This is a genomic window from Streptomyces sp. SID11385 (assembly GCF_010548245.1).
In the GTDB taxonomy this organism is placed as follows: domain Bacteria; phylum Actinomycetota; class Actinomycetes; order Streptomycetales; family Streptomycetaceae; genus Streptomyces.
Window position 1 is genome coordinate 1 of record NZ_JAAGLR010001085.1, and the last position, 19,109, is coordinate 19,109.

At 72.5% G+C, this 19,109-nt stretch carries 22 protein-coding genes and 1 pseudogene; 12 read left to right on the forward strand and 11 right to left on the reverse strand.

What is annotated here, in order from left to right; translation table 11 throughout:
• Positions 1-194 (reverse strand): annotated as a pseudogene (locus G3I42_RS33050) (alpha/beta hydrolase); the annotation flags it as partial.
• A 116-nt stretch (positions 195-310) separates the two neighbouring features.
• Here G3I42_RS33050 and G3I42_RS33055 point away from each other — a divergent pair.
• On the forward strand, positions 311-853 hold the full coding sequence (locus tag G3I42_RS33055) for a helix-turn-helix domain-containing protein (RefSeq protein WP_164291353.1): 543 nt from the start codon (positions 311-313) through the stop codon (positions 851-853).
• Between the two features lie 103 nt (positions 854-956).
• Here G3I42_RS33055 and G3I42_RS33060 read toward each other — a convergent pair whose 3' ends face one another.
• Positions 957-1,535 (reverse strand): TetR/AcrR family transcriptional regulator, encoded by a 579-nt coding sequence (locus G3I42_RS33060; protein ID WP_164291354.1) that lies wholly within the window; start codon positions 1,533-1,535, stop codon positions 957-959.
• Positions 1,536-1,703: 168 nt separating this feature from the next.
• Here G3I42_RS33060 and G3I42_RS33065 point away from each other — a divergent pair, with 168 nt between their 5' ends.
• Positions 1,704-2,531: a class I SAM-dependent methyltransferase gene (locus G3I42_RS33065; protein ID WP_343244733.1), complete on the forward strand. Its 828-nt coding sequence runs from the start codon at positions 1,704-1,706 to the stop codon at positions 2,529-2,531.
• A gap of 66 nt (positions 2,532-2,597) precedes the next feature.
• On the opposite strand, the gene G3I42_RS33070 is transcribed toward G3I42_RS33065, so the two are convergent.
• Both G3I42_RS33070 and G3I42_RS33075 read right to left on the reverse strand, forming a co-directional pair.
• A complete protein-coding gene (locus tag G3I42_RS33070) occupies positions 2,598-3,464 on the reverse strand; it encodes a hypothetical protein (protein ID WP_164291356.1) in 867 nt (288 codons plus the stop codon).
• A gap of 26 nt (positions 3,465-3,490) precedes the next feature.
• A complete protein-coding gene (locus G3I42_RS33075; RefSeq protein ID WP_164291357.1) occupies positions 3,491-4,024 on the reverse strand; it encodes a YbhB/YbcL family Raf kinase inhibitor-like protein in 534 nt (177 codons plus the stop codon).
• 166 nt (positions 4,025-4,190) lie between these two features.
• Here G3I42_RS33075 and G3I42_RS33080 point away from each other — a divergent pair, with 166 nt between their 5' ends.
• The 6 genes from G3I42_RS33080 (at position 4,191) to G3I42_RS33105 (ending at position 10,473) form a co-directional block, all read left to right on the forward strand.
• Entirely contained in the window at positions 4,191-4,901 is a 711-nt protein-coding gene (locus G3I42_RS33080) for a GntR family transcriptional regulator (RefSeq protein WP_164291358.1), read from the forward strand.
• Between the two features lie 114 nt (positions 4,902-5,015).
• A complete protein-coding gene (locus tag G3I42_RS33085; protein ID WP_164291359.1) occupies positions 5,016-5,906 on the forward strand; it encodes an alpha/beta hydrolase in 891 nt (296 codons plus the stop codon).
• A 381-nt stretch (positions 5,907-6,287) separates the two neighbouring features.
• Entirely contained in the window at positions 6,288-8,753 is a 2,466-nt protein-coding gene (locus G3I42_RS33090; protein WP_164291360.1) for a glycoside hydrolase domain-containing protein, read from the forward strand.
• A 49-nt stretch (positions 8,754-8,802) separates the two neighbouring features.
• Complete coding sequence (locus tag G3I42_RS33095) at positions 8,803-9,243, forward strand: hypothetical protein (RefSeq protein ID WP_164291361.1); 441 nt, start codon at positions 8,803-8,805, stop codon at positions 9,241-9,243.
• Positions 9,240-9,911 carry a hypothetical protein gene (locus tag G3I42_RS33100; RefSeq protein ID WP_164291362.1) on the forward strand — a complete coding sequence of 224 codons (672 nt, stop codon included), beginning with the start codon at positions 9,240-9,242 and terminating at the stop codon, positions 9,909-9,911. Before G3I42_RS33095 ends, G3I42_RS33100 begins: the two co-directional genes overlap by 4 nt.
• Before the next feature lie 28 nt (positions 9,912-9,939).
• Positions 9,940-10,473 carry a hypothetical protein gene (locus G3I42_RS33105; RefSeq protein ID WP_203607666.1) on the forward strand — a complete coding sequence of 178 codons (534 nt, stop codon included), beginning with the start codon at positions 9,940-9,942 and terminating at the stop codon, positions 10,471-10,473.
• Between the two features lie 76 nt (positions 10,474-10,549).
• Here G3I42_RS33105 and G3I42_RS33110 read toward each other — a convergent pair whose 3' ends face one another.
• The 3 genes from G3I42_RS33110 to G3I42_RS33120 all read right to left on the reverse strand — a co-directional run bounded on the left by G3I42_RS33110 (position 10,550) and on the right by G3I42_RS33120 (position 11,916).
• Positions 10,550-10,861, reverse strand: a complete 312-nt coding sequence (locus tag G3I42_RS33110) for a DUF397 domain-containing protein (protein WP_164291363.1) — start codon at positions 10,859-10,861, stop codon at positions 10,550-10,552.
• Between the two features lie 85 nt (positions 10,862-10,946).
• Complete coding sequence (locus G3I42_RS33115; protein WP_164291364.1) at positions 10,947-11,075, reverse strand: DUF397 domain-containing protein; 129 nt, start codon at positions 11,073-11,075, stop codon at positions 10,947-10,949.
• Positions 11,032-11,916 carry a helix-turn-helix transcriptional regulator gene (locus G3I42_RS33120; RefSeq protein WP_203607670.1) on the reverse strand — a complete coding sequence of 295 codons (885 nt, stop codon included), beginning with the start codon at positions 11,914-11,916 and terminating at the stop codon, positions 11,032-11,034. Before G3I42_RS33120 ends, G3I42_RS33115 begins: the two co-directional genes overlap by 44 nt.
• Positions 11,917-12,150: 234 nt before the next feature.
• Here G3I42_RS33120 and G3I42_RS33125 point away from each other — a divergent pair, with 234 nt between their 5' ends.
• Together G3I42_RS33125 and G3I42_RS38070 are read left to right on the forward strand one after the other, a co-directional pair.
• Entirely contained in the window at positions 12,151-12,792 is a 642-nt protein-coding gene (locus G3I42_RS33125) for a hypothetical protein (RefSeq protein WP_164291366.1), read from the forward strand.
• The gene (locus G3I42_RS38070; protein ID WP_239096841.1) at positions 12,789-12,965 is read left to right on the forward strand and encodes a hypothetical protein; all 177 of its coding nucleotides are present in this window, start codon (positions 12,789-12,791) and stop codon (positions 12,963-12,965) included. Before G3I42_RS33125 ends, G3I42_RS38070 begins: the two co-directional genes overlap by 4 nt.
• Before the next feature lie 32 nt (positions 12,966-12,997).
• On the opposite strand, the gene G3I42_RS33135 is transcribed toward G3I42_RS38070, so the two are convergent.
• Entirely contained in the window at positions 12,998-14,107 is a 1,110-nt protein-coding gene (locus G3I42_RS33135) for a MerR family transcriptional regulator (RefSeq protein ID WP_164291374.1), read from the reverse strand.
• Between the two features lie 177 nt (positions 14,108-14,284).
• On the opposite strand from G3I42_RS33135, the gene G3I42_RS33140 reads away from it, so the two are divergent.
• Positions 14,285-15,058, forward strand: coding sequence for a glycosyltransferase family 2 protein (locus G3I42_RS33140; RefSeq protein ID WP_164291368.1), 774 nt, complete (start codon positions 14,285-14,287; stop codon positions 15,056-15,058).
• 52 nt (positions 15,059-15,110) lie between these two features.
• On the opposite strand, the gene G3I42_RS33145 is transcribed toward G3I42_RS33140, so the two are convergent.
• Positions 15,111-16,253, reverse strand: coding sequence for an NAD(P)/FAD-dependent oxidoreductase (locus G3I42_RS33145; protein WP_164291369.1), 1,143 nt, complete (start codon positions 16,251-16,253; stop codon positions 15,111-15,113).
• A 177-nt stretch (positions 16,254-16,430) separates the two neighbouring features.
• On the opposite strand from G3I42_RS33145, the gene G3I42_RS33150 reads away from it, so the two are divergent.
• Positions 16,431-17,042 carry a TetR/AcrR family transcriptional regulator gene (locus G3I42_RS33150; RefSeq protein WP_164291370.1) on the forward strand — a complete coding sequence of 204 codons (612 nt, stop codon included), beginning with the start codon at positions 16,431-16,433 and terminating at the stop codon, positions 17,040-17,042.
• A 38-nt stretch (positions 17,043-17,080) separates the two neighbouring features.
• On the opposite strand, the gene G3I42_RS33155 is transcribed toward G3I42_RS33150, so the two are convergent.
• Positions 17,081-18,088, reverse strand: a complete 1,008-nt coding sequence (locus G3I42_RS33155) for a zinc-binding alcohol dehydrogenase family protein (RefSeq protein ID WP_203607672.1) — start codon at positions 18,086-18,088, stop codon at positions 17,081-17,083.
• A gap of 119 nt (positions 18,089-18,207) precedes the next feature.
• Positions 18,208-19,109, reverse strand: a 902-nt coding sequence (locus G3I42_RS33160; RefSeq protein ID WP_164291372.1) for an aminotransferase class I/II-fold pyridoxal phosphate-dependent enzyme, incomplete at its 5' end; no start/stop codon positions are given.

Below are 19,109 nucleotides of genomic sequence, written 5' to 3' on the forward strand. Positions count from 1 at the left end.
CCGGCGGCGGCGAGCGCGGCGGCGAGCGGGGGGCCGAGGCGCACGGGCAGCTTGGGGGTGTCGCCGTCGCGGTCGAGCGGGCCGGAGCCGTGCAGGACGAGGACGGCGGGGTACGGGCCCGGGCCGGCCGGGAGCGTGAGGGTCCCGGCGAGCGGGACGCCGTCGTCGGCGGTGACGCTGAAGTGCGCGTCCACGCGGCCGGGACGGGCAGCGCCGGTACGGGCGGGACGGGTGGGACGTGTGTCGGGCAAGATCTCCCCTTCATTGCTCTCAACAATGAGAACGTTATCAGACGTGAGATCATGCCTTCATGTCCACCGCGAACCTGCTCCTGCACCCCGTACGGATGCGCATCCTCCAAACCCTCGTCGGCGCGGGGGACTTGACCACCGCGCAGTTGCGCGCGCGCATGCCGGACATCCCGACGGCCACGATGTACCGCCACATCGCCGTCCTGACGCAGGCGGGGATTCTCGAAGTGGCGAGCGAGCGGCCGGTGCGCGGGACGGCGGAACGCTCGTACCGCGTGCGGCAGGAGAAGGCTCTCGTCGCCGACGAGGAGCGCCCGGAGATGACGAAGGAGGACCACCGGCAGGCGTTCACGGTCTTCACCGGCGCCCTGGCCGCCGGCTTCGACCGCTACCTCGCCCGCGAGGACAGCGAACCCGCCCGCGAGGGAGTCATGTACCGGCAGGGGGCGGTGTGGCTCACGGACGAGGAATTCGCCTCACTGGTCAGCAATCTGGAAGAGGTCGCGGCCCGCTACGCCCACCGCACCCCGGACGACGGCCGCGCCCGCCACCTCCTGAGCCTCGTCGTCGTCCCGGACAAACCCACCCCGACCCCCAACTGACCAGCCCGCCACACAGCCACGTCCCCGCACCCCCACTCCCGCCCATGCTGGTACGGGACTTCGCAACGCACCCCGTGCCGCACGAAGCACACGGGGCCCGCCCTCAACCGACCACCCCCGCCACGAACCTCCCTACCGCCGCCTCGGTCGGTGGGGCCGCGTCGCGGTCCGCGAAGAGGAGGTGGCCGCCGCCGACGAGCGAGAGGGTCAGCGCGTCGATGTCGGTGTCGGCCGGGAGGCGGCCGTGGGCGCGTTCGGCGGTCAGGTAGGCCGAGATCGCGGTGGTGGCCTGAGCGAGGATCGCGATACCGCCCCGGGGGTCGGACTCCCGCAGCCGGGAACGGAGTTCGTCGCGGAAGGTGATGAGCGGGATGATCGCCACGGGCACCGGACCGAACAGGCCGCACAGCGCCCGGGTGAGGTTGGCCGCCACCGTCCCCGTCCCCACGGATGCGCCCAGCGCCCGCGTCTCCGCTTCGAGGGCCGCCGCCCGGTCGAGTACGAGCGCGGCGAGGAAGGCGTCGAAGTCCGGGAAGTGGCGGTGCAGGACGCCCTTCGCGCACCCCGCCTCGTCGGTCACGGCCCGGCTCGTCAGCGCGTGCGGACCGTCCCGCAGCAGTACGCGTTCGGCGGCGTCGAACAGCTGACGCCGCGCGTCTCGCAGATGCACCCCGGTCGGCACGCCCCGGCCCCTCTCGTCTTCCCCTGCCCGGCCCGCACCCTTGGCGAGTGGGCAGGCGCCCACTAGTGTGGGCACATGCCCACTTTACCGCGCGAGCCTGCGCACGACCCCCGCCGCGAAGCCACCCGGACCGACCACGCCCTCCAAGCCCCGCACCGGGCTCGTGGCGTGGCCGAGTCCTTCGGCACGGACGCGCGTCGCTACGACGAGGCCCGCCCCGCCTACCCCGCCGCCCTCATCGCCCGCCTCACCAGCGACCATCCCGCCACCGGCCACCCCACGACCAGCCATCCCGCCGCAGCGGCGCCCGCCCCCCTCACCGTCCTCGACATCGGCACCGGCACGGGCATCGCCGCCCGCCAGTTCCAGGCGGCTGGCTGCTCCGTCCTCGGTGTCGAGCCGGATGCCCGCATGGCCGACCTCGCCCGCTCGCGCGGCCTCCCGGTGGAGGTCGCGACGTTCGAGACCTGGCAGCCGCGGGGCAGGACCTTCGACCTGGTGGTCGCCGCCCAGTCCTGGCACTGGGTCGACCCGGTCGCGGGGGCGGAGAAGGCGGCGGAACTGCTGCGCCCCAGCGGCCGGTTCGCGATCTTCGGGCACGTCTACGAGCCACCGGCCGCGCTCGCCGAACCCCTCGCCGCCGCACTGCGCCGCGTGGCCCCCGACTCCCCGCTGAGCGGACAGCCCGCCCGCCGCCCGCTCAGCCTCTACGAGGCGGGCTACGAGAAGTTCGCCGCCACCCTCCGCGCGACCGGCCGCTTCGAGACCCCCGAACAGTGGCGCTTCGACTGGGAACAGTCCTACACGCGCGAGGAATGGTTCGCCCTCCTGCCCACCACGGGCGGCCTCACCCGCCTCGCCCCCGCTCAGCTCTCCGAGGTCCTGCGCGAGGTGGGCACCGCGATCGACGGCCTCGGCGGCCGGTTCACGATGCCGTGGACGACACTGGCCACCACGGCGATCCGCACCTCCGCCGACGGAGACCCGACGTCATGAACTCCGGGCCGACGCCGGGGGGTTCTCGCTCCTCCCCCACCCGGCGGCCCACGGCGGGCGGGCACCTCACTCCGCCCCCGCCGCCTCGAACGCCTCCGCGATCGGCGTGATGAGTGAGGCGAAGCGGCGGGTGCCCGCCGTGCCGATCGGTTGCCACAGCGCGGCGCAGTGCGCGTCCGTCTCCGCTTCCATGCGCTCGCGGGCAGCGGTGCCGAGGTCCGTGATCGTGCCCTGTGCGTCGAGCCAGCCGCGTGCGGCGAGACGTGCCGTCGCCGCACGCCACTCCTCGTCGTCCCACTGGCGGGTCGCCCGCAGGAGGGTCGCCGGGAGGGCGCCGGTCGCGGTGTGCAGGACGAGGCAGTCGCACGGCCCGACGCCGTTGTCGGCGAGGACGACGAGATGGGCGTCGCCGCGCCACTCGCGTACCACCGTGAGCTGCTGCCAGAGCGCGACGAGCGGGTCGGAGGGAAGCGGAACGGAGGCGTTCGCGGCGGCCAGCACCTTGCCCGCGTGGTCGGCACCGGAGACGACCGGGTCGATCAGCGCGCGGGCCTCGGCCAGGCGGTCGTCCGGGAGATGTACGCCGACCCGCCGCATCGCCCGTGCGGCGGCCCGGAAGCGCGCGGCCTGCCACCGCTCGGGCGGCGCCGCGTCCCACACGCCCGCCATGGCCCGCACGGCGCGGGGGCTGAAGTTGTAGAAGGCCGCGAGCGTGACCTGCCACGGAACCGCGCCCATGGCGGCGGAGCGGAAGGCCAGATACGCCGCCCCCCGGTCGGTCACGCCGAGCCCCGCCGCCTCCTCGGCGCTCTCGGGGACGAGGTAGATGAAGAGGTGGGCGGCGCTGACGGCGCGGCTGACCTCGCGGACGGCGTCGAGGCCGACCGGGCCGTCGTGGGTGCGGGAGGGGGCGGGAAGGGTGTCGAGGTGCATGGTGGTGCCTCCGGGAAGTGGTGCGGTCAGGCGGGGGTTTCGGCCGTGGCGATCAGCACCGCGCGCCCGAGGGTGTGCCCGGCCATGGTGAAGCCGAGGAGGGCGGGCGTGGCGTCGGCCGGGACGCCTGTCGCGGGGATGCCGAGCGCGTGGACCACGACGTAGTAACGGTGCGGGCCGTGTCCGGCCGGCGGGGCGGCGCCGAGGTAGCGGGCCGCGCGGGCGTCGTTCGGCAACTGGTAGGCGCCTGCGGGGAGATGCGAGCCGGTGTCGTCGCCGGCGCCCTCGGGGAGTTCCGTGACCGTGGCGGGGATGTCGGCGACCGCCCAGTGCCAGAACCCGGAGCCGGTGGGGGCGTCGGGGTCGTACACGGTGACGGCGTAGCTCCTGGTGCCCTCCGGGGCGCCGCTCCAGGAGAGCTGCGGGGACATGTCCTTCCCGCCGGGCAGACCGGAGGAGCACTGCGCGGGCGGCCACGCGGCCCCCTCGGTGACGGTCGTGCTGGTGACGGTGAACGGGGCCGCCTCGGGGAGGCGGGCGAAGGGGTCGTGGGCAGGCATGGCGATCGGTCCTTTCCGGACGGAGGGCGGTCTCATCGGCTGCCGGATGCGTCCTCAGCGGCAACCGGAGGGGTCCCCATCGGCAACCGAAGGGGTCCTCATCGGCTCATTGAATCGACCATAACACTGATAATCGATTATCTTCCCGATCGTCTAGAGTGACCCCATGCCTCAGACGCCGCCTTCGTCCCCGCCGGGGAAGCAGTCGTCCCCGCCGGGGAAGCAGATGCTCTCCGAGCGGGTCTACGCGCACCTGCGGGACGCGATCATGCGCGGGGAGCACGCCCCCGGCGCCCCCCTCAAGCCGCAGGACCTCGCCAAGGAGCAGGGCGTGAGCCTGGCGGTGGTGCGCGAGGCGCTGGTACGGGTGGTCGGCGAAGGGCTCGCCGACCGGCTGCCCAACCGGGGTTTCGCCGTCCCGTCCTTCTCCGACCACCGCTGGCAGGAGATCGCGGAGGCCCGCCGGGCCGTCGAACCCGTCATCCTGCGCATGTCCATCGAGCGCGGCGACGTCGACTGGGAGGCGCGGGTACGGGCCGCGCACCACCGTCTGGTGCGTACTCCGGCGTACGCGCCGGAGGAGAGCGAGTACTACACCGCCGCCTGGGCCGAGGCGCACCGGGCCTTCCACCGCAGCCTGCTGGAGGGGTGCGGCAACCAGGCGCTGCTGGAGACCTTCGACCGCTTGTGGACCGCGAGCGAGCTGGCCCGCCGCTGGTCGGCCCACCGCAACCCGGACCGGGACGGCACGAGGGAACACCGAGAGCTGGAGGAGGCGGTCCTGGCCCGCGACGCCGACACCGCGACGGCGGTCCTGGTCCGGCACCTCACCATGACGGCGGCGGCGCTGACCGACGACGCGGGCCGAACCGCCTGAAGAGGGACCCCACTTCGGCCGGACCCCGCCCGGAGCGCGCGCGACCCCGGAGCCCCACCCCCAACCTCCCCAACCCGGATGCCCCCGCCCCCTCCCCCCTGAAAAGCTGTCCCCATGAGCGCCGCCACCCGACCCGTCACCCTCGCCCACGACACCTTCGGCGATCCCGCCGATCCGGCTGTCCTCCTCGTCGCCGGTTTCGGCGCGCAGATGATCTCCTGGCATGAGGACTTCTGCCGCGAACTGGCTGCTCAGGGCCGGTACGTGATCAGGTTCGACAACCGGGACTGCGGGCGCTCGACGAAGTTCGACGCGTACCCGGTGGACCTCGGGGAGTTCGTCGCGGCGGTCAACGCGCGGGACATCGAGGCGGCGAAGGCGATGGTGCCGTACCGGCTCGGCGACATGGCCGAGGACGGCATGCGGCTGCTCACGGCGCTCGGCATCGAGCGGGCGCACGTCGTCGGCGCCTCGATGGGCGGCATGATCGCGCAGACGATGGCGATCGAGCACCCGGACCGCGTCCTGAGCCTCACCTCGATGATGTCCTCGACCGGCGAGCCGGGGTACGGCGACTCGACGCCGGAGGCGCAGGCCGCGCTCTTCGCGCCGCGGCCGGCCGACCGCGAGGGCTACATCGCCTCGGCGGACCGGGAGCTGGTGTGGGCCTCGCGGCGGTACGGGGACGTCGCCGCCCTGCGGGAGCTGGCGGCCCGCTCGTACGACCGCGGCCACTGCCCGGCCGGTACGGCGCGGCAGCTCGGCGCGATGATCCTCAGCGGCGACCGCGCGGCGGGCCTGAGCGCCCTCACCGTCCGCACCCTGGTGATCCACGGCCTCGACGACACCCTGATCGACCCCAGCGGCGGCCGCCGCACCGCCCAACTCGCCCCCGGCGCCCGCCTCTTCCTCGTCCCCGACATGGGCCACGACCGCCCCCGAGAACTCTGGCCCACCCTGATCACGGCCCTGACCCGCCACACGGCGACGCGCTCGACCCTGTGACCCGAATCACACTCACCCTCCGTCAGGTCCCGACCCGTGTCCCCGCTGGCTGAAAACAGCGGCCTGGAACACCTCCGAGCCCCCCACCTGCAAGCCTCCCATCACCCCACCGCCCTCCCCCTGACCGGTTTTCGACCTGTCGCCCACCGGTCGTAGGCCGTCGAAGCCGGGAAAATCCCGGGAATCCGCATATAGCCCGAGACCTCGGATCTCCACGCCACACTCCGTGATCCCTCATCCCGGGGTCACGGTTCCTCCTCTTCTCAACCCCGCCCCGCATGGGCTTGAGTGAGCGCGGTCGCCGACCAGGTACCACCCTGCGCACGGCACCCTCACGCCCCACCATCAGGCGTGAGCACCACATACCCCGGGGGGATTTCCGTGGCGGACGAGAAGGTGCTCGACGCCCAGAAATGGGTCAACGCGACATACGGCGGCGTGGCCGGCTACCAGCCGTGCCCGGAGGACGGCAAAACCGGCTGGTCCACCATGTACGCCCTGATCATGGGCCTTCAGCACGAGTTGGGCATCTCCCCGGTGGTCGCGAGCTTCGGCCCCACCACCATGGCCAAGGTGCAGGCGCTCGGCGAGATCGGCTTCGGCTGGAGCGGCAACGAGAACATCGTGCGGATCATCCAGCACGGCCTGTTCTGCAAGGGCTACTGGGGCGCGAACGGCTTCGGCGAATTCGGCGCCGTCACGACGGAGGCGGTGAAATCCCTCCGCGTCAACATGGGCCTGCCCGACGGCGGCACCGGCACGGAGGGCGGCACCGTCACGCCGCAGATCCTCAAGTGCATCCTGAACATGGACGCCTACGTCGTCGTCGCCGGGGGCACGGAGAAGATCCGGGCCATCCAGCAGTGGCTCAACGGCCGTTACTGGCAGCGGGACGCCTACTCCATCGGCCCCTGCGACGGCATCTACTCGCGCGACGTGCAGAAGTCGCTCGTCATCGCGATCCAGTACGAACTGGGGCTCAGCCCCAACGGCAACTTCGGCCCCGGCACCCAGGCGGGCCTGCGCACGCACACCGTGCGCCAGGGCGACTCGGGCATCTTCGTGCAGCTCTTCACCGCCGCCTGCGTCTTCAACGAGCCGGTGATCCTGCACGGCCAGGACGACTCCGAGGTGCGGACGACCTTCAAGGACTCCTTCGACGCGAAGACGGCCGAATTCGTCGGCATCTTCCAGGAGTTCTCGCAGCTCTACGGGAAGAACGACGCGAACTACGGCGTCGGCGAGTACGACACCTGGTCGCAGCTCCTCGTCTCGATGGGCAACGCGGACCGCGCGGCGACCGGTTCGGACACGCGGTTCGAGATCACCGCCTCGCGCGCCCGCTGGCTCCACGACAACGATTTCCGGCTGGTGGGCCGCTACCTCTACGACCCGCCGGGCTCGACGCTCGACAAGGAGATCAAGCCGGGCGAACTGCAGCGCATCTTCGACGCGGGGCTGCGGGTCTTCCCGATCTACCAGGACAACGCCCGCCAGCTCTCCGACTTCACCTACACGCACGGCTTCCAGCACGCGCTGAACGCCCACGACCTCGCCACCGGTTACGGGTTCAACCGGGGCACGACGATCTACTTCGCGGTCGACTACGACGCCCAGCAGTGGGAGATCGACGGCACCCCCGACGGCGGCGTCGTCCCGTACTTCAACGGCGTCGTCGCCGGGCTCGCGAGCCGGGGGAAGAAGTACTTCCACGGCGTCTACGGCTCCCGCAACGTGTGTACCAACGTGACGGAGAAGACGGGCGCGCGGTACTCCTTCGTCTCCGGTATGTCCTGGGGCTTCTCCGGGAACCTCGGCTACCCGCTGCCGTCCAACTGGGCGATCAACCAGATCAAGGAGTTCGCCGTCACCAACGGCTCGGACACCTTCGACCTGGACCGGGACGTCTGGCGCAGCGGCGGCGAGCCGGGCGTCGGCTCGGTGAACGACACGGGCGGCCCGGCGGACACGTACATCGCCTACGTGCAGCGCCTGTACGACCTCGCCACCGCCTACAAGTCGTCGTCCGGCTCCGGCACCAACGCGAGCCAGCTCGTGATGGAGTACATCCGCCACGAGAAGTACCGCGGGGTCAAGTGGTGGTACCTGGCCGACAGTTACGACGGCGACTTCGTGGCGTACTGCGAGGACCGCGGCGTGCAGGTCGAGGACACCTTCACCGACACCGTGACCGGCTACCAGCTCGACGCCGCGCACCTCATGGCCACCGCCAACGGCTTCCTGACCAACGCCGATCCCTCGGACAAGGGCGAGTCCACCGGCGGCGACATCGCCGGGTGGGGCGGCGACATCATGACCTTCTGGGCGGACTGGCGGAACGCCGTGGACGAGTACGCCTCGCCCACGACCTTCTGCGAAGCGAAGCTCGCCATCCCCGGCACCGTCTCCAGCTTCGGCTACACGGACATGGTCGAGGACGTCGACGGCTACCTGCTCGCGAAGCACGTCGCGGACGGCGGCACCATCACGGAGTGGATGACGGAGCACTACGTCGACGGGGGCGGACTCAACCGCTTCCGCGACCACTTCGAGCGCCGCTGGGTCAACGCGACCAACGCGCGCGCCTGTTGCTGGGACATCCTGGCGGGCCCCACCGACACCAAGGTCAATCTGGCCCGGCTCGCGCTCATCACGGGCGCCGGCGCGGCCCTGCCCGCCGACTACGTCCTGCTGCCCGGCAACACGGAGAAGCTGGCGCTGTTCTGCCAGGGCTTCTCCGACCGCCAACTCGCCCTGATCGGCCTGGAGAACAGTCTGGCCGCGAAGTACAAGGCGAATCTGAACACCTTCCGCAAGGCCGCCGCGCGACGGGCTGCGGCACGGTAGCGGCGGGGTAGCGGCAGCCCGGCAGTCGCCGAGAGCCCAGAATCGTCCGATGGCCGTCCTCCTCCTCCCGCTCCTCCTCCTGCTCGCCGCCCTGTGGTTCTGGGCCCGCCCCCTCCTCTCCGGTACGTGGCGCTCACGGCCCGGCTGGTTCGTCTGGACCGCGCTGCTGCTCCTGCTCTGCGCCGTCCCGGTCTACCTGGCCGGTTCCCTCGCGGGTGCCTCGCTCGACCCGGAGGAGGCGTGCCACCGGGCGGGTCAGGAGTACGACCGCGCCTACCGCAGGGCGCACTTCACCGAATACACCCGCTGGTTCCCGCTCCACGACAAGTGCCACGCGGGCTACGACCTCGTCCCCGCCTGGGTCAACCCGGTCCTCGTCGCGCTCCCCGTGCTGGCGCTCCTCGCGCTGGCGTGGGCCGCGCGCCTGATCCTCGTCCGGCGCCGATCCCAGAAGAAGGGCACCCTCATGCACGAGAAGGGCACGTCATGAACGAGCTGAGCAGACGCCGCGTACTCGGCGTCGCCGGAGCGGCGGCCGGAACCGCGCTCATCGGCCTCACCCCCTCGGTGGCCGCCGCCGCGCCCCGCACCGAGGCGGCGGCGGACGGATCGCGCTGGCGCGGCGCCACCTCCGCGAACGGCTGGAAGATCCTCGCGAAGGCGGAGGAGCACACCATCGAGGGCAGCGGGCGCACGGTCCGGCTCGCGGGCGGCGAGGCCGCGACGCTGCTGCTCCACGTCGCCCGCCGCTTCCACTACGAGATCGACGCCCTGCGCACCGGGGACGTCACCGGCCACCGCACGGACCGCGCGGTCCGGCAGCCGTACGAGTCGAACCACCTCTCCGGCACGGCCCTCGCGATCCGCCCGCACGCGTACCCGCAGGGGGTGCGGGGCGGCCTGTACGCCCACGAGCTGATCGTGGTCCGGGACATCCTCGCCGAGCTGGACGGCGCCGTGGCCTGGGGCGGGGACTTCGACGTCCCGCAGGAGTCCCACTTCGAGATCGCGCTTGCCCCGGACCACCCGAAGGTCCGGGGCGTGGCCCGCAAGCTCACTACCTGGCGGGACACCCCCGGCCGGGGCGCGGGCACGGTCGACGTCTTCACCCCGGCGCGCCGCGAGGCCGCCCGCAAGTTCACCCAGCGCGCCCGCTGAAGCCCGTCCGGCACGAAGGAGTCGTTCGATGAACACCGCCCTGCGGCTGGGCAGCGTCGCCGCCGCCCTCCTCGCCCTCACGGTCGCCGCCCCGGCCGCCACCGCCGCCGAGACCCCGACCGCCACCGTCTCCGTCCAGGGCGTCGCGGTCGACACCCACGCCTCCGCCGGGACCAAGCGGATCATCGCCGCCGACGCGGGCGTCGCGGCGGCCGCGGCGAACGTCTGCGGCGCGGGCTACACGATCTCGGTGAGCGCCGCCCGCTACGGCACGTACGGCACGACGTACACGTGGACCAACGGCAAGACCACGGGCAGCAATTACGAAGACCGTCCGATCTGCGCGGTCTTCTTCAACGACACGGGGACGGCGCACTCCATGCGCCTCAAGCTCTCCGACAACTACACCGCGACCCCGGACGTCGAGGACTCCGGCACGTTCAGCGAGTACGCGGGCCCGCTGTACCAGAACAAGGGCTACTGCGGTCAGACGTACTCGTACATGAAGGTCGGCAGCACGGTCGTCGTGGACAACTACATGCGGATCGGCGCCTGCGACTGATCCCCGGGGCGGGGCGGCGGCGGTCCTTCGTCGGCGCCCCGCCTTCCCGCCCGAAGGAGGGACCCGGCGCCGGGCCTCACGTTGACGAAACGGCGGTCAGGAACGCCGTGAAGGCGGCGGGGCTGAGGTGGAGGACGGGGGTGGCGGGCTCGGCGGCGCGTTTGCTGTCGCGGATGAGGAGGTGGGGGGCGGAGGGGACGGTGCCGATCTCGACGCAGTTGCCGCCGTCGTTGCCGCTGTGGGACGACTTCTGCCAGTGGGCGCCGATCTCCACGCAGTTGCCGCCGTTGTTCTCGCTGTAGCTCGACTTCCGCCAGTCGAAGCCGACTTCGACGCAGTTCCCGCCGTTGTTGCCGCTGTAGCTGCTCCGCTTCCAGGTCATCGCCACGCCTGAACTCCCCTCGGACACGAAGAAGGCCACCTCGGCGCGGATGTACCCGCCTTGAAGTGGCCTTCAAACAACGCCCATCCGCTCACGCGGACTTGACGACGCCCTCCAGGAACGCCGAAAACTGCGCCGCGCCCACGGTCACGATGGGGCCGTCCACGACCTTGCTGTCACGAACGGGGACGAGGCCGGGGAACCCGGACGCGATTTCCACGCAGTCGCCGCCGTTGTTCTCGCTGTAGCTGCTCTTGACCCACGCGAGCGGGCCGAGGTTCTGCTTGCGCATCCCGGTCGTACCTTTCCATCGCGTCCCTGATGAGGGCTGCGGACTCCGAAACCGACAGGCAGTCGGCTCGTAGCACATCATAGGTCTGAGCATGCCTGGCCACAGCTCTCGGATCACCGTTGAAGTGGCCAAGTTCCAATGACTCGGAGTACGCCCACCGTTGCCCGTCCGGGAGGGTCAGCAGGGTCATCGAAGTCGACGGCGGAACCAGGTGAGTTGCTGCGGCTGGTGCTACGGAGATGTGCACATGAGGCCGAGCGCCCTCCGCGAGGAGGTACGCCATCTGATTGAACATAACGGCAGGGCTGCCCACGACGTTCCACAGGCAACTCTCGTCTAGCACTGCAACAAGCGTTGGGCCGTCCTGCTGTTGGAAACGCAACTGCCGACTCATGCGAGCCCGCATGCGCTCCTCCGCTATGGCGTCAATCTCGATCTGCCCGAAGAGCGCAAGTGCGTACTCCGGCGTCTGGAGCAAGCCGGGAAGCGTCAGGCGTGCGTACGTATAAACCGCCGTCGCCACCGAGTCCATCTCGGCACGCCGCTTGAACCAGTCCGGGTGCTCGACCTGCGGATACCAGTCCGTCTCCTTCCACAGCTCGACCAGCACCCCGCCCGCCCCGAGAAACGCATCCGCGTCCTCCGCGTGCTTCAAGTCCGGGACGCGGTCGCCCGATTCGAACTTGGACACGAGTGAGCGTTCCACGCTCAGCGCTCGTGCCAGGTCGGCCTGTGTCACACCGGCCTGTGTCCGGAAGTGGGCCGCCATGCGGCCCCAGACCGCCGGTCCCGAGCGCCCCGTACCGGCTCCTTCGCCGTTCCTGAGCCGCTTCACCTTTGCCATGCGGGCCCTTTCTCGCTGCCCTGATGATCAGTGACGCCGCGCCGATGTCACGTGTCACCCATTGCACCGCTACCTACCCCACAGAGACGCTGTACTCACCCTCAGTAGCTGAGGAAATTCTCTTATCCGGATGTACCACCGCACAAGGGATTCACGGTAATGACGGCAACACCCGAAACGCCCGCCCCGCCCGACGCGACGGAGTGCGCCTCCTCGCTCCATCTCGCGCTGCTGGCGCGGGGGTTCGACGTGCCCGTCAGTCTGGCGGAAGAGGACGGGCGGGAAGTCGTCTTCTGCGGACCGTTGCGGCCGGAGGTGGCGGCGTACCTGGCGCTGCTGCTGGAGCCGCCCGCTCCGGTGACGACGTTCGGTGAGCCGTGGGAGGAGGCGGAAAGGGCGGCGGGCCTGCTGCGGAGGGCGCTGTGGCTGGCGGGGGTGGAGACGGAGGTGACGCGTGCGGCCTCGCGGGCGGAGACGCCCGGAGTGCGGGTGGAGGCACTGGGGGCGCACGAGGCATTGCGGCTCGCGTCGGTGGTGAGCAGGGGCGCACAGGCGCGGCAGCGGGACGTGGCGGCGCAGCACGTGGGGGCACCGGAGCGCGGGGCGCTCGTGGTGGACGTGGTGCGGGGGCAAGTGGCGGAGTTCCAGGGGGCGATGGGCGGGAGGTGGTGGCTGCGGCCGGTGCGGGGCGGGTGCGAGTGGAGCGTGGCGCCCGGGGACGTACGGCCGGCGGACCCGGAGGAGAAGTTGCGGGGCGGGACGGCGCGGGCGAACGCGCGGAGCAAGGGGGACCGGCTGTGAGGACGGCGACGGTGGCGGTACGGGAGGCCGAAGTGTGCGGTAGGTGCGCGGAGTTGACGGAGCGGGAGCGGAGGGCGGAGGCGGTGTTCGACTACAGCGCGGCGACGGACTGCCGCGTCCTGCTGGCGCGGCACCGGGCGGCGACGCACGGGACACCGCTGCGGAGGGCGTAACCCTCCGGAGCCCCGTCCCGCCCTCCCTCCCGCTACGCCACGAGGAGGCGGAGGCCGAGTTCGGCGGAGTGGAGTGTGGTGATCTCGGGGTTGCGGGCGGTCCAGCGGCCGGAGGCGAGATCGTCGCGGAGGGCGGTCACGGCCCGTAGCTCGGCCGCCGGGCCGACGCGGGTCCAGACGGAGACGGCGCGGCGCACGCGCGGGTCCAGGTACGCCTCGGGGCGGCGCCAGTGCGCCTCGAAGAAGCCGTCGGCGCAGTCCCAGGGGATGAGGACGGGTTCGATACGGGCGCCGAGCGCGCGGGCGAGCGCGTCGACCGGCGGGCGCCCGGTGACGAGGCCCGCGACCTCGGGGAGGTAGTCGCGGCTGAGCCAGAAGCGGTGGCGCCAGGCCGCGTCGGTGGCGTCGTGCGTGAAGACGACGACGCGGCGGGCGACGCGCCGCAACTCGCGCAGCCCGGCGAGGGGATCGCGCCAGTGGTGGACGGTGCTGAAGGCCATGGCGGCGTCGAAACTGTTGTCGGGGAAGGGCAGTTGCTCGGCGGTGGCGGCGACGCAGCGGGCGGCTCCGGCGGGCCGCAGGGCGCGCATCACGGCGGAGGGCTCGACGGCGGTGACCTCGCGGTCGGGCGGCTCGTACGAGCCCGTACCGGCACCGACGTTGAGCACGGTGCGCGCGTCGCCGAGCGCGGCCCAGACCTGTTCGGCGATGCGCGGCTCGGTCCGGCGCGCGTCGGCGACGTAGTCGGCGCCGATACGTTCGTACAACTGCGCGCCGAACGGGTCGGCTTGCCGCGTACGCACTCCTCTGCCCCGTGCCTCCAGCTCCGCGTCGACGGCCCGCACCATGGCGGCCGTCCGGTCCCGCCGTTCGCCCAGCAACTCCCGCAGCCGCCGCAGCCGGGCGACGGCGTCGGCGTCCGGCGCGTCGACCAGTTCGCCGATCTCCCGCAGCCCGAACCCGAGCCGCCGGTAGGCGAGAACGGCGCGCAGCCGCTCGATGTCGGCGGGCGCGTAGGCGCGGTACCCCGCCCCGGTCCGCGCGCCGGGCCGCACGAGCCCGATCCCGTCGTAGTACCGCAGAGCCCGGACCGTCACACCCGTCAGCTCCGCGACCCGCCCCACGCTGAGTAGTTGCCCCATCGCTTCTGTCACGACCACGAGAGTGGGGGATGACGCGGGGGAAGGGTCAAGCGGGCAGGAACCGGGCGGGGGGCCGGGCTCGCGAAGGGCGGGCGTCCGGAGTGCGGCGGGGGCACGTAGCCTTGGCCGGAGACGACTACGTCCATGACCATTCCGCTCTGAGTGAGGAGCACGGCCGTGCCCCTGGTTTCTGTGATCATGCCGGTACACAACGCGGCGGTCACGCTCGGGCCCGCCGTGCGGTCGGTGCTCGGGCAGACGCACACCGATGTCGAGCTGCTGATCACCGACGACGCGTCCACGGACGGCTCGATGGAGCTGCTGCGCGAGCTGGCCCGGCAGGACGAGCGGGTGCTGCCGGAGGCCGCGCCGCAGCAGGGCGGCGCGGCGAAGGCCCGCAACCTGGCGATCGCGCGGGCCAAGGGCGATTACGTGGCGTTCCTCGACAGCGACGACATGTGGCTGCCGACGAAGCTGGAGAAGCAGGTCGCCTTCGCCGCCACGGCCGGGACGCCGCTCACCTTCACCTCGTACTACAAGATGGAGGCGGAGCACGAGGGCGAGGCCGCCGACTTCGAGCCCAACGGGCGCGTGGTGTGGGCGCCGGAGCACGTGGACTACCGCGACATGCTCGTCCAGGACCACATCGGCGCCCTCACGGCCATGTACGACCGCAACGCGCTCGGCACGCGGCTCATGCCGGACATGCCGAAGCGGCAGGACTACGGCCTGTGGCTCTCGATCATGCGCGACGGCCACGACGCCCGCGCCCTCCGCGAACCCCTGGCGGTCTACCGCGCCCACCAGGCCGGCTCCCTCTCCTCGAACAAGCTCGCCCTGATCCCCTTCAACTGGGCCCTGTACCGCGAACACGAACACCTCTCGGTCCCGAGGTCGGCCCGCGCCCTGGCGGGGGCGGCGTGGAACTCGGTACGGAAGTCGCGGATCTAGGGCGATGGGCGCGGGGGCGGACGCTCGCGCCCGGCGGTGGGCCTCACGCCCGTCAGCCCTGATGCAGGTGGGCGTCGAGTCCTTCCCCGGCCTCCAGGAGGCCCGCTGCCGCGCCTTCCAGGTGGGCGGCGATCTCCTCGGAGCGGGGGCGCATCTGTGACTCGTAGCGCGTGATCGCCTCCGGCAGCGTCTCCGACTCCGCGATGGCCAGGGCCAGTTCGGCCGCGTCGAGCATCGCCAGGTTGACGCCGACTCCCAGCGGCGGCATCAGGTGGGCCGCGTCGCCGAGGAGGGTCGCGGTGGGCTGCGGGTGCCACGTGTGCGGGACGGGGAGGGCGTGGATCGGGCGGTCCACGAACGGGCCGTCGTTGTCCGTGAGGACGCGGCGCAGGGCGGGGCTCCAGTCGGCGTACTCCGCCAGGAGCAGGGCGCGGATCGCCTCCGTGTCGGCGCACGTCAGGCCGCGTGCCGCGAGCCAGTCGGCCCGTACCCGCCGGATCAGGTAGACGCGGATGTGGTCGCCGCCGTTGCGCTGCGCGAACATCGCGCGTTCGCCGTCCGCCGCGTGCGCGCCGCCCTGGCCGACGAGCGCGGCGAGTTCCGGGTGGCGGGTCTCGACGTCGTCGAACCACGCCTCCAGGAACGTGACCCCGCTGTACGCGGGCAGCCCGCCCGAGAGCGCGCGGCGCACCTTCGACCACGCGCCGTCCGCGCCGATCACGAGATCCGCGCCGGCCGTCGTGCCGTCCGCGAAGCGCAGCGTACGGGGGCCCTCGGCCGGGCCCTCGACGGCCGTGAGGGCGTGGCCCCAGCGGACCGTGCCGAGGGCGAGCGAGTCGAGGAGCAGGTCGCGCAGGACGCCCCGGTCGATCTCGGGCTTGAACAGTTCCTCGGGCTCGGGGACGTGCCGCCCCTTGAGCGCGGCGGTCCGCGCCTCGTAGACGCGCATCTCCTGGCCCTCCGGGCGCGCCTTCGCGAAGAACGCGTCCAGCAGGCCCGCCGCCTCCAGCGCGACCTGGCCGTTGTCGGCGTGGAGGTCGAGCGTGCCGCCCTGGTCACGGGCCTCGCGGCCCGCGTCGCGGTCGTACACCGTGACAGGGATGCCGTGGCGCTGGAGGACACGGGCGCAGGTCAGGCCCCCGGGACCGGCGCCGATGACGGCGATGCGGGGGGCGGTGGGATCGGGTGTGGGCATGGGGGCCTCCTTGAGGCGGGGGTGGGTGTGGGGGGCGGGGAGCTGCGCAAGGCGCTCGTCACGGCTTCGTGCTCGACCCGGCCTGTGCCCTCACCGTAGCCACTAAAAGTGGTACGCGCAAACTTTTGAGCGTGTACCACTAATTTCCCCGTACCACCCGACGGGTAACCTGGGGGCATGACCGAGAACCCCGCCCGCCCCGCCAGTCCCGCGCCCGGCCGCCGCGAGCGCAAGAAGCTGGCCACCCGGCAGTCCATCGCCGATGCCGCGCTGCGCCTCTTCCTGGCGCGCGGGTACGAGCACGTGAGCGTCCGCGAGGTCGCCGAGGAGGCCGACGTCTCGCCGACGACGGTCTTCAAGCACTTCCCCGGCGGCAAGGAAGCGCTCGTCTTCGACCAGGAGGAGCGCACGGACGCCTCCCTCGCGGCGGCCGTGCGGGAGCGGGCGGAGGGCGAGGGCGTCGTGGACGCGCTGCACCGCTACGTACGCGACACCTGGCTCCCGCACGCGGCCCACCCGCAGCACGCCGAGTTCCACGAACTCATCGACTCCACACCCGCGTTGCGCGCCTACTCGGAACGCATGTGGGTCCGCCACACGGACACGCTGAGCGCCGCGCTCGCGGAGGAGTGCGGCGTACCGGCGGGAGACCTCGCGTGCGACGCGCTGGCGCGCTTCGTCCTGGAGGTACCGGCCCTCGCACGCGGCCGCGCGGACCAAGGGACCGCCGTGGACGCGCTGTTCGGGATGCTGCGGGAGGGGTGGCGGGCGCCGGAGGGGGGACGGTAGCGGGGGCCGGGTGTGTGGAGCGGTGCCGACTTCCTGCGTCAGGAAAGGTCGTTGACCAGGACCGCCGCTCCGTCGAAGCGGCCCGCCTTCAAGTCGGCGAGGGCTTCGGGGGCGCGGGACATCGGGTAGGGGTGGACGGTCGAGCGGACGTCGTAGCGCTCGACGAGGCGCAGGAACTCCCGTCCGTTCTCACGGGTGTTGGAGGTGACGCTGCGCAACTCCTTCTCGTAGAACAGCTCGTGCTCGTAGTCGAGCGGCGGGGTGTCGCTGAGATGGATGCCCGCGACCGCGAGGACGCCACCACGGTCGAGGGCGCGCAGCGCGGGCGGTACGAGGTCGCCGACCGGGGCGAAGAGGATCGCGCCGTCCAGGGGTTCGGCCGGGGCGTCGTACGCGTCGCCGACCGAGACCGCGCCGAGTTCCCGCGCGAGCGCACGGGCCGCCTCGCCGCGCGTGAGGACGTGGACGCGGGCGCCCTGGGCGCGGGCGAGCTGGCCGCACAGGTGGGCGCTGCCCCCGTACCCGTACAGCCCGAGGCGCCCGCCCTCGGGCAGGTCGGTGCGCAGCAGGGCGCGGTAGCCGATGATGCCGGCGCACAGGAGCGGCGAGAGCGCTGTGTCCTCGACGGCGGACGGGAGGCGGTACGCGTAGGGGGCGGGCACGGTCGTGTACTCGGCGTAACCGCCGTCCGCGTCCCAGCCGGTGTACCGGGAGGCCGGGCACAGGTTCTCCGCCTGGCGGCGGCAGTAGCGGCACGTGCCGTCCGTGGAGCGCAGCCAGGCGACGCCGACGCGGTCGCCCACGGCGAAGTCCGCGACCTCCGAGCCGAGCGCGGCCACCTCGCCGACGACCTCGTGACCTGGGGTGACGTCCGCCTTGTGCGGCGGAAGGTCGCCCTCGGTGACGTGTAGATCCGTGCGGCAGACCCCGCAGGTACGGACGTGAACGAGAAGCTCGGTGGGAGCGGGCACCGGGACGGGTTTCTCGACGAGACGGAGGGGGCGGGACTCGGCGGGGGCGGGGGCGACGAGGGACCAGGCGCGCATGGTGGGCATGGGGTTCCCCTGGGGTACTGGGAACGGACGACCCTCCCCAGGATGCGCGGCAAGCCCCGGCCTCGCCACCCGGCCACGGGCCCGGCCCGGCACCCAGCCACGCGCCCGGTTCAGCTCGGTGGCCCCGCCGACAGGGTTGCCAAGGTGCGGAGGGTGGTGCGGAGGGTGGGGAGGGGGAGGGCCGCGAGGCCGAGGCGGAGGGTGTGGGGGGAGGTGTACGGGGGGACGGCGAAGGTGGGGCCGGGGGTGACGGCGATGCCGGCGGCGCGGGCCGCCGCCGTGAAGGGCTCGGCGCGCCAGGGGGCGGGGAGGTGCCACCAGGTGAAGTAACTGGCGGGGTGTGCCTCGGTGTTCGGGAGTTCCTCCGTCGCGACGCGTTGGCGGCGGGCCGCGTCCGCCCGCTTCTCGGCCGCGAGCCGGGCCGCCGTGCCGTCCGCCAGGACCCGCGCCGCCGCCTCCACCGCGAAGCTCCCCGCCGTCCAGCTCCCCTCCCGCAGCGCGCTCTCGGCCCACTCGACCCGCCCCTCCGGCACGAGCAGCACACCCGCCGTGAGCCCCGGCGCGACCCGCTTCGACAGGCTCTCCACGACGTACGTGCGCTCCGGCGCGAGCACCGCGAACACCCGCTCCGCGTCCGGGTCGGCAAGGAAGGACCACACCCGGTCCTCGACGACGGGGATACGCAACCGCCCTGCCACGTCCGCGAGTTCGGCGCGTCGCTCCGGTGGCGTGGTGCGGCCCGTGGGGTTGTGCAGGGTCGGCTGGAAGTAGAGCGCGGCGGGGCGTTCGGCGGCGAGGGCGGCGGGCACGATCCCGTCCGCGTCGAGCGGCAACGGCACGAGGACCCGCCCCAGCCGTTCCGCCATCTCCTTGACCAGCGGATACGTGAGCGACTCGACGCCGATCCGGCCGCCGCGCGGCACGGCGCACGTGAACGCGGCGGCGAGCGCCTGGCGCCCGTTCCCCGCGAAGAGCACGCGTTCCGGGTCACCGGCCGCCCCGAGGAGCCGCG